At 50.1% G+C, this 12,068-nt stretch carries 11 protein-coding genes; 2 read left to right on the plus strand and 9 right to left on the minus strand.

Annotated elements, in window-relative coordinates; all coding sequences use genetic code 11:
• Nucleotides 1-19: 19 nt before the first annotated feature.
• The 7 genes from O3C43_16995 to O3C43_17025 form a co-directional block, all read right to left on the minus strand.
• Nucleotides 20-1,426, minus strand: a complete 1,407-nt coding sequence (locus O3C43_16995; protein MDA1068187.1) for a PQQ-dependent sugar dehydrogenase — start codon at nt 1,424-1,426, stop codon at nt 20-22.
• The gene (locus tag O3C43_17000; GenBank protein ID MDA1068188.1) at nt 1,423-1,770 is read right to left on the minus strand and encodes a DUF86 domain-containing protein; all 348 of its coding nucleotides are present in this window, start codon (nt 1,768-1,770) and stop codon (nt 1,423-1,425) included. Before O3C43_17000 ends, O3C43_16995 begins: the two co-directional genes overlap by 4 nt.
• Nucleotides 1,757-2,068 carry a nucleotidyltransferase family protein gene (locus O3C43_17005; protein MDA1068189.1) on the minus strand — a complete coding sequence of 104 codons (312 nt, stop codon included), beginning with the start codon at nt 2,066-2,068 and terminating at the stop codon, nt 1,757-1,759. Before O3C43_17005 ends, O3C43_17000 begins: the two co-directional genes overlap by 14 nt.
• A gap of 472 nt (nt 2,069-2,540) precedes the next feature.
• A complete protein-coding gene (locus O3C43_17010) occupies nt 2,541-2,957 on the minus strand; it encodes a type II toxin-antitoxin system VapC family toxin (GenBank protein ID MDA1068190.1) in 417 nt (138 codons plus the stop codon).
• Entirely contained in the window at nt 2,954-3,187 is a 234-nt protein-coding gene (locus tag O3C43_17015) for a hypothetical protein (protein MDA1068191.1), read from the minus strand. The genes O3C43_17010 and O3C43_17015 overlap by 4 nt, the downstream gene beginning before the upstream one ends.
• 398 nt (nt 3,188-3,585) lie before the next feature.
• Nucleotides 3,586-5,043 carry an IS66 family transposase gene (locus O3C43_17020; GenBank protein MDA1068192.1) on the minus strand — a complete coding sequence of 486 codons (1,458 nt, stop codon included), beginning with the start codon at nt 5,041-5,043 and terminating at the stop codon, nt 3,586-3,588.
• A complete protein-coding gene (locus tag O3C43_17025) occupies nt 5,033-5,920 on the minus strand; it encodes a DUF4338 domain-containing protein (protein ID MDA1068193.1) in 888 nt (295 codons plus the stop codon). Before O3C43_17025 ends, O3C43_17020 begins: the two co-directional genes overlap by 11 nt.
• A gap of 384 nt (nt 5,921-6,304) precedes the next feature.
• On the opposite strand from O3C43_17025, the gene O3C43_17030 reads away from it, so the two are divergent.
• Nucleotides 6,305-9,739 carry a TonB-dependent receptor plug domain-containing protein gene (locus O3C43_17030; GenBank protein MDA1068194.1) on the plus strand — a complete coding sequence of 1,145 codons (3,435 nt, stop codon included), beginning with the start codon at nt 6,305-6,307 and terminating at the stop codon, nt 9,737-9,739.
• A gap of 69 nt (nt 9,740-9,808) precedes the next feature.
• On the opposite strand, the gene O3C43_17035 is transcribed toward O3C43_17030, so the two are convergent.
• Nucleotides 9,809-10,867 (minus strand): LacI family DNA-binding transcriptional regulator, encoded by a 1,059-nt coding sequence (locus O3C43_17035; GenBank protein MDA1068195.1) that lies wholly within the window; start codon nt 10,865-10,867, stop codon nt 9,809-9,811.
• A 110-nt stretch (nt 10,868-10,977) separates the two neighbouring features.
• Between O3C43_17035 and O3C43_17040 the strand changes: the two genes are divergently transcribed.
• Nucleotides 10,978-11,262: a plastocyanin/azurin family copper-binding protein gene (locus O3C43_17040; protein ID MDA1068196.1), complete on the plus strand. Its 285-nt coding sequence runs from the start codon at nt 10,978-10,980 to the stop codon at nt 11,260-11,262.
• Nucleotides 11,263-11,427: 165 nt separating this feature from the next.
• On the opposite strand, the gene O3C43_17045 is transcribed toward O3C43_17040, so the two are convergent.
• A partial coding sequence (locus O3C43_17045; GenBank protein ID MDA1068197.1) for a LacI family transcriptional regulator occupies nt 11,428-12,068 on the minus strand: 641 nt, incomplete at its 5' end.

Here is a 12,068-nt window from a genome sequence, read left to right on the forward strand (position 1 = left end):
GAATTAGAACCAGCCCAAATCATAGGGAAGGAGTAGTTATAGGAGACAGACGCACAAGAACATCGGGGTGATTCAGGAGCGCATAGAGTGCACCATCCGGACCGGTTTTGATATCGCGTACGCGTCCCAGATGTTTCATTACAATTTCTTGTGATACAACCCGGTTTTCCTCAATGACTAAACGCCGGATTTCCTCATGGCTGAGGGCCCCGATAAACAAGTTGTTCTTCCATTCAGGAAAGAGTGAACCGGTGTAGAACTCTGCCGGGCAGATAGCGATCGAAGGAGTCCATTGGTTGATGGGTTGCTCTAAACCTGGCTTTTCGGTCAACTCCGAAACGATCGTACCATTGTAGTTGCGGCCATAGGTGATCAGAGGCCAGCCGTAATTGGTACCTTTGGTGATGATGTTCAGCTCGTCGCCACCCATCGGCCCGTGTTCGGTGGCCCAGATCTGGCCGGTAGTGGGATGCAGCGCCAGGCCTTGAGGGTTTCGGTTGCCATAAGTATAAATCGCAGGGATTGCGCCTTCATGGTCGAGGAACGGATTATCATCGGGAATGGTGCCATCTTTATGCACGCGATAGATTTTCCCACTGGGGCGGGTTAGGTCCTGGACGTGAGCGTCCCGCGCCATGTCACCGATGCTGAAATAAAGATAGCCTTTATTATCGAAAAGCAAACGGCCTCCCCATCGGTAGGAATTCTTCAAATAGAAATCATCCGGCATGGAGAATAGGGTTTGCTCATCCACCCATTTATGATCGGCGATTCTGCCCCGGACGACCTTGGTCATGCCTGGGTCATCCTTAGTAGTTCCTCCATTGAGCGAATGACTGAACGCGATGTAAATCCATCCGTTGATATTGTATTCAGGATCCAATGCCAGATCGAACATGCCGGAATCAGCATAGAGAACCGCAACAGGCAGCCCCGTAATCGGCTGCGGGTCGAGCTTGCCATCAATCAACCAGCGTAATCCGCCCGGCCGTTCTGTTATCAAGGCGCGTCGCTCATCCACAAACTCGATACCCCAGGGCGTATCCAATCCATCTGGCACGACCACCTCTAGCTTGATCGTTTTATTGCCTACCTGGATTTGATCCGGAATAGGTCGAATCGCTTCAAGCGGCACATCCTGTTGACCTAAAATGTAATCCCTAACGTTGATAGCCTGTTCTTCTGTGAGTACTTGACTCCACGGAATCATTTCCGTGCCAGGCACCCCATGAAGAATGTTTCGTAGCATAGTCTTGGGATCACGTCCCCAAAGCCAGTCAGTCTTCTTAAGAGGTTTCGCGTTCGCTCCCTCTAATTGCTTGCCGTGACAACCAGCGCAGTATTGCTGGTAGATAGTCTCGCCAGTTTGGGCCTTGACGAATACGGCACAGGAAAGAACGAGAAGAAACATGCATAATGTTCTCATGAAACAGCGTGAATAGTCGTTGCGCTCAATACGGCAGGAATCGGGCGGAGTGTCGGGAAACGATTTTCCACTGGTTGCCGAACTTTACCCAGCAGTGCATGGCTTGAGTGATCGCGTGTTCCGGCAATTTCCTTCCATGGAACATTAGAATAGGCTTCCCGCATTTCGTTCGGCAATCGTTTCACCGCCTCACCAAGAATTTCGATGAAACGCTCCAACGCTGCTGTGGCTTTCCAATCCGCCACTAGTGATTCGAGGTCACTATGATCCGAGCAGATTTCCTGTGCCCGTTGAGCGGCATCACGGATCTGCAAAAGAGTCACCTTCGGGTCATGTCTGCTCATAGAGTTCAACGGCCTCCGCGCGAACTTGCGGTTCAATATGCGGGTTTAATCGTGAGCAAAAATCCACTTTCCTTCCAAGGATTTCAGAGAGTTCCTCTTCAAGTCGCATATATCGGAATCCGACACCGTTCAATGCGCCAGGATTAAAATCGGCCAATACGTCAACGTCACTTCGATCTGGATCAAAATCATCCCTCAAAACAGATCCGAATAAACTCAATCGCCGAATACCATGCGCACGACAAAACCTAGCAATTTTATCCCGGTCAATTTGCAAAGGTATTTCAGCAATAGTCATAAACGGAATATTTAGATATTTCCCTATCGAAAGCAACTTTCAAAACCGGGAGGGTAAGAACTGCCTGGGTATGGACCGGACAGATCGGTAACAGATAGACCGGACACATTGGTTACAGTTAAAAAGGCAACATGCCTGGAAGCTCCCGAGTGGACTAGAATGATGAACGAATCAGTTAACAATTGGATGGTGAAGCTGGAACAAACCCTGACTCAACCTTCCGAATCTCATACATCGTAAAACTCCAGCATTATTTCACAACCTTGAGGGCGTTACAGTTGTCCATGCGTTTGGTTCGCTCTGACTGTCAAGAATCCCTGAGTAGGCTCCGAGGTATTTATGGGTAAGGAAGCACCGCCTGGCTTTCCGTTATATTGGCGGCAGATTCCCCGGACGCTTTAGGTTTCGCTGAATATCCTCCAACATCCAAGCACACAGGGTCCCCGCCTTACAGAACTTGTAAAATAATCGGCTAAGGAGTCATCAACAAAACCTTTGGGAAATAAGTTTGATAGCGCCCGATATCCGCAGTTGCGATTCTCCATCCCATCATTTCCGCATGGGAACCTATAAAAAAGTCTGGCAGAGGAATTTTAGTAATTGGCTTTCGACCTACATCTTCCCGGCGAATGAGGTAAGCCTTAAATGCTTCCGCACAGGCGCATGCGGCAGAAGCTGGCAAATCGACGTTTATCACTCCCCATGATCGAACACGGTCCGCTACGGTTTTTGGATCGCTATCACCTACGCAAAGTTCAGCCAAAATGATTGGATTGATGACTGCTTCAGACTTCGCAGCAGCGTTGACTAGAATTTCCCTCGACCACACATGAAAGGGTGAAGCCGGTGAAAATGCGTAAATCAGAATGTTGGTATCGAATAGAATCACGTTTCACGGGTCAATTTCCGGAGTTGGTCCCAAGTCATCGTCGGCTTAAGAGGCGCACTCTCCACAGCTTTCTTAACCTCGGAAGGTGTCCGGGGTTTCTTTTTTGGCGGCGCAATCAACCGAATCAAAGAGTAACGGCCTGGTTCTTCATTGACGATTTCATAGACTTCGCCGGGACAGCTTCCGGGAAGAGAGATCCTTCTTTTAGCATCTGTCCGAACAATACTCATGGTGGGATTATCCCACCTAATGACGAAATGTCAAGAAAGCTAAAATCGCCCTGAAACACGGGCTTGAATCGTAACTGGGTTCATTCCCCGATGCTTGCGGCGTGCTGAATTTTGCAATGTATGTGTCGTTCCTCGGTACATCGAGCCCCGAAGGCCGAAGGGTTGGATTGCCGTGATACCCCGCTGCGGTCTTCCGCAAAATCCATAAGCAGCTTTAAAGGAGTTACTTAGGGATTTTAAGAGAGAATAGATTGTAACCGTTCACGGGGTATTCAAAAGGACAGCATCGGCAGATGCAAGCGTTGATCGGTGAGTCGGTGGACCGGGGTGGCGTATGCCGCGTGTCGAATGATTTGGCAGGTCAGCCCGGTGCTCCGCCAATGCGGGCACCGGGCTGATCAGCCTAAGGCGGGCAGTAGGGATGGGGCGGGTTCGTCGTGAAAGTGGGCGCGCACGGCGGCAAGGATGAACTCGAAGGCGGACCGGCCCTGCATCGCGCAGGTGCCGACCACGGTCCAGAGGCGTTCGCAGGTCTCGCGTCCCTTGAGGCTGCGCGTGCCTTGCGTGATGCGCCGGTCGATGACGACGAAGCGCACGGCCTGCTCGGCGAGGTTGTTGGTCGGGCCGATGCCGGGCGTGGTGATGAACTCGAAGTAGGCCTTGCCGTTCTTGCGGAAGCGGTTGGCCATATTGAAGGCTTCGCGCTTGAGTTCCTTGCCGTTGGCGTCCAGGCGCGAGGGCACATCGCCCAGCGCCACCTCCAGGATGTGGTCGCGGGCCTGTTCGAGCGCGCGTTGGAAGGCGGACGGGCCGGTCTGGTCTTGGCGGTGGATGACCTTGAACATCGCCTTGACCGCCGCGAGCAGCCGCTGGCCGTAGGCGCGCGTTTGGGCGTCGGGCAGCCCGGTCAGGAACTTGATGTCGCGGATCAGATGGGCGATGCAGAACTGCACCGTGATGTTGAAATCCTTCATGTACTTGTGGTAGGCGGAAAAGTAGTCGCAACCGAGTACGCCGTTGAACTCCTCGCCCAGCACATCGAGCAGCACCTTCGAACTGCGGGTTTTGTCGATCTTGAACAGCACATACAGCTCGGCTCGGAAGACCCAGGTCCAGAACTTCTCGCCGTTGTCCTTGTGGCCGGTTTCGTCCACGTTGAGCGCCTGTTCCAGCGGCAGCCGGCCGAGCAGTTCGGCGTAGGGCGCGTCCAACGCGGCGGAGGCCTTTTCGACGACCTTGCGCAGGTAGCCGCGCGAGACGTCTTCGCCCAGCACGTCGCGCACGAACTTGCGGATCGTGGAGAAGGAGGCGTGATCGACGGCCTTCATGTAGGCGACCAGCGCGGTGAGCCGCTCCTTGAACAGGCCTTCCTTGACCACCGCTTCGGGGAATGGGTGATAATGAACCTTGCCGCAGCGTTCGCACCAGACCGGATAGGAACGGTGCTCCTCCTTGCGGACGATCACCTCCTCGATTTCCATCTGTTGCAGCACGCGCGGCGGCTGGTCCAGGAAGGTCAGCCCGGCGTTGCCGCACTCCGGGCAGGCGTCGAGCCTGTACTCGTGGAAGTTCTTGATGTCCGCTTCCGGGAAGGCCGGGCGCTCGTGCCGGGGATGGCCGGGTTGCGCGCCGATCTTGCGTTTGCCCTGCTGGCGTTGTTGCGGCTTGGGCCGTGTGATGTCCGACGACGGGGGCTTGCTGGAGTTGGTGGAGTTCTTCGAGAGCTGCGCGACCTTGCGCTCCAGCTCCTCGACCCGCTTCTGCAGCAGATCGACCTGTCTCGACAACTCGCAGATGACCTTGACTACCGCTTCCGGTCCGGCGTGATAAATGGCCAATGCTTGCTCAGGGGTGATCATCGCACAACGCCTCCCTGAAATCCTTGACCAACGGATACAGATACACGTCCTTGACCGAAGTCTGGATGCGGTGTTCCCGGTCGTTGCGGGTGCGGCCCCGTGTCGCGCCCAGTCGCCGCCAGTTGGCTGCCCGGTAGCACGTGCCCTTGAACCGCGAGCGATCCACGAACGTTTCCAGCGCATGGACGGGATGCCCGTACTTGGCCTGCCAGTCCTCGCGGATCCGACGGGCGATCAGGCCCAGCACATGGCTGGCCAGATGCGGAATCTGGACCCACGCCGGGATAAGAAAACGAGTGTTGTTCGTCAGGTGTTGCAGGTTGCGCTCGCGTGTGGGGCGGTCCCACCCGAGAAAGGCGTCGCGGTCCGCGCACTTCCACGCCGCCGCGCCGAACAGCACACAGGCCACCGGGCGATTATACCGGTCCCGTACGAGGTAGCGGATATTCTCGCCAACCGTGTTGCGCTGTCCGAGGTAGTGCTCGTACGCCAGCAGGCCGAGGAACAGGCGCGCGTCGGCCGATCCCGGCGCGACGATGCACACCTGTAGCGGTTGCAGGTTGCGCAACGAGCCACCGATCAGATCCTTCTGCACTGGTGCGACTGGCGGTCGCCGGTTCCGAAAACCGTTCGTCGACGGCCGTATTCGCGGCGGAAGCCGAATGTGGCCCGCCCGTTCCAGTTTCAGCAGCAACAGGCGGCAGGACATGTCCTTGAGTTGGCCGCTCGCGTTGCGCCAGTCCCAGCGGCGGCACAACTCCTGACTCAACGGCGTTCGCCCACGCGCCGGGTTCTCGGCCAGCAGAACGCGGATCAATTCGATGTCCGCGCCGGTCACTTCGCGCCCTTGCAAAACCATGCTCTCTGATGTCATGGCGCAAAGAGTACGACAAATGCCCCAACCGAAACCAGCACAAAAAAAACAAATTTTATCTGGTTGCGTGTCGGGGGCCGGTTAGGCTATCTTTCGCGGTGTAGGGATTGGTTGGTGCCAATCCCTACGCGGTTCCGCATGCGGCGGGCGGAAACGTGGATAAAAAGACGCCGTGAACGGTTACTAAGTCAGCGACCTTTCAGCACTGCTACCCGTGCCTTCTTGTTTTCACTCAGCTCCTGGTTTCCTGAGAAACCTAGGAAGGTGTTGAGAATAAAAAACGGAGAATTAAGAGTGCGACAAAAATCAGTGCCAACACCTACAACTCACCCCATGAATCAAAAATACAAAAATAATTTTTCTTTCCTCCACTCTATTACAACGATGAAAGTTTCCTTCAAAGACCAGCGGTTACACAATGATCAAAATGAAAACTCGATTGAAATAAAGCAGGTTAAGGCCAAAGGATTTCTAATGACGATCCTGGGGACAATCAGCCTAATGGTTTCCGCGCACGCCCAGGAGACTCCGATTGAAAGCGATACACCAATATATGAGCTAAGCCCATTTGAAGTGTCTGTTTCTGAAAACGTAGGATATCTGGCAACTTCATCATTAGCAGGTACCAGGATTAATTCAGACCTGAGGGATCTTGGAGCCGCCATTTCCGTTATAACTAAGGAATTCATCGAAGATACAGGTGTTACCAGTATTGATGAGCTCTTGGTATATACAACGGGAACCGAAGTCGGTGGGGCCTACGGAAATTTTACAAATTCAAGCACTTCAGTCGGGAGAGCTTTGCAACAAAGCAATCGTTCCAATCCGGAAGGAAATACCCGCATCAGAGGATTAGTGAGTGCGGAAACAAGTCGTGACTTTTTTATCACGGACTTCGGATTTGACTCTTTTAACGTGGAACGGGTTGATATTAGCAGGGGGCCCAACTCAATTTTATTCGGTGTCGGCAGCCCAGGGGGTGTGATCGATTATTCGATGAAGCGTCCAAATTTGAGTAACAGCAGAAACGAAGTTTCGGTCAGGATTGGACAAAGAGGATCTCATCGGGAAACAGGCGACTTCAATGCTGTTTTGATCGAAGACAGGCTAGCTGTTCGATTAAACGTTCTGAACGAAACAACTAATTTCAGGCAAGAGCCGGCATACGAGAATGACCAACGCATACATGGTGCGATAGAGGGGATTCTCTTCGAAAACAAACAGAGCAACTTTCTGGGGACGACAAAAATAAAGGGGAATTTTGAGGTAGCTGAATTGAAAACGACTCCTCCTAACGTGATTGCTCCAACGGACAACATTCGCCACTGGTACAATGCTCCAAATGTTGCTGCCATAGAAGCGCAAACAGGTAGGACGGCTCCTTCAAGGTACACCGATGGATCCTTCGTTTCACAAGCCCTTCATGACAAATTTGGAGCGAATGATCCCTTCATGGGCAGTTTAGCTCGGCGGCTTCCCTATTTTATCGCGATTGCGCCTATTTATAATCATCCGATAAATGGGAATCCCCCGAACATTGGTTTTTCAAATCCAGCCCTTGCAGACATCCAAGCTGCTGAAGGCCGCGTCCAGGGTAGTCGGGCCTTTGACTGGTTAATGCAGAGCAACCTGGTGGAGGAAGCTTGGACTTCCGGGTTCACGGCGCAGACATTTCAGAATACCGATATTTATGATTTTAAAAATCAGCTAATAACGGGAACTTTAGAATCCCGCCAGGATGATTTCGAAAATATTTCAATTTCACTGGAACAGCTCTTTTTAGAGAACAAGGCTGGACTAGAATTTTCATACAACCGTCAGTCTTTGGATAGACGGACAGTTTTTCCCTTTTCAACCGCCGGGCTGCCTAGGTCGGGTGATGTTTGGGTGGACAACAATTTGTGGCTTGGGAACGGAGAGCCAAATCCTAATGTTGGGCGGCCCTTCATGATATCGAGGGCCTGGGGCAACCATGCGCTATCAGAAATTGATCGAAACACATCCAGGGTTACGGGTTTCTACAATCTGGATTTTCGGGAGATGCTGGATGGAGACGTCGGCAAATGGTTGGGACGCCATGTTTTTTCAGGTATCGCCGAACGGGCCGAACGAGAGATCCTGAATCGCGACTGGAGGATGGCGGTAAGTTCGGATGAAATTAATATGCAGACTGCGTTAAACGGACTTAAGAATAGTCAGCGCAGGCAACTGCATGCAGGTTTTTATGTAGGACCTGATTTACGTGGAGTCGGAAGTTACAATGATGTTCGTCTTGATGGCTTCATTGATGTCGATCCAATCACACCGCAAAACGGTTACTCTTTTAAAACTTTTATCCGGGATCCTGCAACAGACACGATTCGTAATGTGACTGCCTATGCTGATGAGTTTCTCAATAGCGGAAGTGCTTCCAAACGTATAATAGACACTGAAGCAATTACTTTACAGAGTTATCTCTTAGATGACTATGTAGTGGCATTGTACGGCTATCGAAGTGACCATGTTCGCGATACGCTGAATGTAGGAGGAGGGCGGTTAGCAGATGGCGCATTTGATCCGGAAAACTTGATTCTTAAGGACTCTCCGGATCTGGATGCCAAGGGGGATACGAGTACTTTTAGCATCGTGGTCCATCTCCCCGAAGAATATCTCTTTGAGCTTCCTTTTGGGGCAGACTTGAGCGTTTTTTGGTCCGAATCAGAAAACTTTCAACCAACTGGTTTTCGACAGGATGTTTTTTTGAATTCGATTGCTCCGCCAAATGGGGAAACTACGGAAAAAGGATTTAACCTATCATTCATGGAGAACCGCTACAACTTCCGAGTGAATTGGTTCGAGACAAAAAACAGCAACATATCTTTAGCCGGAAATCTCGCAACTGGCGCCACCAACACAATTTCCCAGTGGCTAAATACCTACCTTGAGGCAAAACGTTTGGAAGTCCCCTTCGGGTTTGCCGCAAACGGTAATCCAACAGGCATTGATCAATATTATGATAACTATGATGAAGTGATTCAAACCCTTCTCGACCTTGTGCCGGAGCCACTTAAAGCTGCACGTAATCTCAGGGTTGAAGGCGCAGGGGTTGGCTTGGACAATGTAGAGCAAGATCCAGTACCAGGACTTGCTTCGACTTCAAGTTTTGTTGCCGAAGGGGTTGAGGTTGAATTTATCGCGAATCCTACTGACAGATGGAGGATCTCAATGAATGTGGCTAAACAAGAAACAGTGCAGTCGGGCTCAGGAGCAGAGCTGCAGGCCTACTACTCACAAATCCGTCAGTCCTTGGTGGACGCAAACTTGTGGGACACGGATGTTTCAGACAATCCGAGCACTACAGGGGACACTACCTTTAAACAAAGACTCACGAGAGACTTTTTGAATCCCCTGGCGTCCGTAGCGGCAAAAGATGGGACGGCAAGTCAGGAGCAAAGAAAATGGCGCGCGAATCTTGTCACTGCCTATCAATTTACTGAAGGTGGCTTTCTCAAAGGGTTTGAAATAGGGGGTGCTCTACGCTGGCAGGACAAAGCCGCGGTGGGATATCCCATTATTCTTGTCGAAAGTGAAGGTGATGTACTCCAGCAACCTAATTTAAGTAGTCCGTATTTTGCGCCGAGTTCTATCAACGGTGATATTTTTGCCCGTTACAGGAAAAGATTGTCAGATCGTATCGATTGGACCGTTCAACTCAACCTTAGGAACCTAATAGGCGATCAGGATTTAATTCCCGAAGTGATCAATCCAGATGGATCCAACGCTGTTATGAGGATACCGGTTGAACGCGCAATATTCCTAACCAACACCTTCGAGTTTTAATTAGATACGAGAGTGAACTATTTGATTTAATGTCTTTTCTGAAGTGTCGATTATTCTGAAAACGTTGTATTAGACACCCTCTAAGGTTGTAGATGGCTTTTTGATAGTTTCGCCTTCGTGCCAAATGCCTTCCACCAATATGCGTAGAGGAAATTGCGGTACTCCTTTCTCGTTGCGATGAATCATCCCAACAAGCGTATCAACTGCAATACTCCCAATTAATTTCACGTTTTCGTCAATGCCCGAGAATCGGTTTTCTTTAAATGGAACGGAAGGGACTGCCAGTCCTACGTCTTGGGGGACTTTAAGTTTCAATTTTGTTAGCCAATCTTCAACAATTCTCGCCCAGTTCGTGGCTGTAATAACGACATCAGGCTCATGTTGCTGGAACCAGGCTTTGAATGTGCTGAAATCGAAATTGTCGGACAGCAATGGAGGAACCGTAATTGAAGGATTCATATTGTTTGTTTCAATCCAAAAGCCACTAAGGTAACTATGATCCACCCGCTCGTCATATTCAGACGGCATCGAGATTCCAATCTTGCAATAACCACGAATACGTAACTCACGGACTACTCGTTGCATGTTCCGAAACTGATGATTCATCACCATATGCAACTGAGGTTCTGCAAGTGAATAGCCAAACGTTACCGAAGAAAATTCGGCCCATTTAAATTTCAACTTTGTGTAAGGAGTTGGTTGGGGAGCCACCAGCAAACCGGTGCACCCTCGATTCAACAAAATTTGACTAAGCCTTATTGAACTCATTTTAGGATCTGCAATCCAGTATTGCTCCAACTTGTAGCCCAATTCTTTGGCCCGACTTTGAGCGCCCAGGAAATATCCTTCCATTTGTTTTCCATGTCTCCATCCGTCTGATGAGGAGAAGTTCGTAATCCAAAGGAGTGTACTTTGGTAATGTGTCTCGCTTTTTCCCAAACGATAGGCATTTAAAGCGGAAAGGGAGGGATCGGGTCTGTAACCATGCTTTTTGGCAAGATCCAGGATCTGCTTTTTTATTACGTTACTGATCCTAGGGTGGTCCCTTAACGCCAACGAAACCGTTGTGTGGGAGACACCCGCAAGTTTTGCCAACTGTTTTTGAGTAATGCGCGGGTTAATAGGCATAGAGTAGCGGGATAGATAGGTCGGAGTAGATTTACTGATTGAAAGGTTTCCTGAGAAACCAAAACGATGATTGAGGTTAGCGCATTTGTGAATCAAGGATAATTCGTAAGATGACTTTAAAGACGCAGGTCGACATGCACAACCTGGTGATCCTTGAACCGGGGTTGAATGAAACCATCGGCATGGCGGCCAATGAAATGGCGAAGGACCCCGGCGGTGTCGATAAGGGCTTCATTCCAAACCTTCCCGGTATCATTCACCATACGAAGTTACTCGGCCCCGACGAAGCCGAAGTTCTCCGTTTCAATGCGCCCTCCACACCAGGCGTTTACCCTTACATCTGCACCTTCCCCGGACATTGGATCATGATGAAGGGGGAGATGATCGTGGAGTAAGCTAAAATATACGAAGTTGAACAGGTACATCCATTGAGTTACAGGAGTGGTTTGGACCCATTCTCGGAAGTGCTCAAAATCCGGTAAATTCATAATGAGGAGACCTACAAGGGTAATATAGTTGGTTACCTGAGCAAGCGGAAAAATGGGAAAATGCTTAGGGATTTAAAGTTGGTATTTAGTGGAGTGCCTTTGAGCTTGAGGAGCATTCGGATTAGGAAGTAAAACCGTTTTCCCATCGACCCAAAGACCTTCAATTAATATGTGCTGTGGGTTATGCGAAATTCCCTTTTCATTCCGGTGAATCATTCCTACAACCGTGTTTACGCCCATGGCTCCTACCAATAGTGGGTTTTCATCGATTCCAGAGTAAACAACATCTTCAAATCGTACGTTGGGTAGAGCAATACCAACATCTTGAGGGATTTTATAATTGTTAGCCACTAACCATTCATGGATTTCAGTTGAGCCACTCAGGCTGGTTATAATTACCTCGGGACGAAAACAATCAAACCATTTTTCGAAAAGATCCTTTGAAAAATCCATGGTCAATAAATGGGGGATTTGATCTCTTTTATTGAAAGCTTCACGTTCTACCAGATATCCGGCCAGGTAATTATGATTGGTTCTTTCATCTAGTTTGGAAGACATCGCTAATCCAACCCGTGAGTAGCCACCTTCTCTCAAATGCCGGACAAGTATCGACATATTCCTAAATTGGTGATTCATGACTACATGAAGGTGCGGTTTTACCAAAGAATATCCAAAGGTTATCGAAGAAAATTGTTTCATATCAAAATCCAGAC

The sequence above is a fragment of the Verrucomicrobiota bacterium genome (assembly GCA_027622555.1).
Classification (GTDB): Bacteria; Verrucomicrobiota; Verrucomicrobiia; order Opitutales; family UBA2995; genus UBA2995.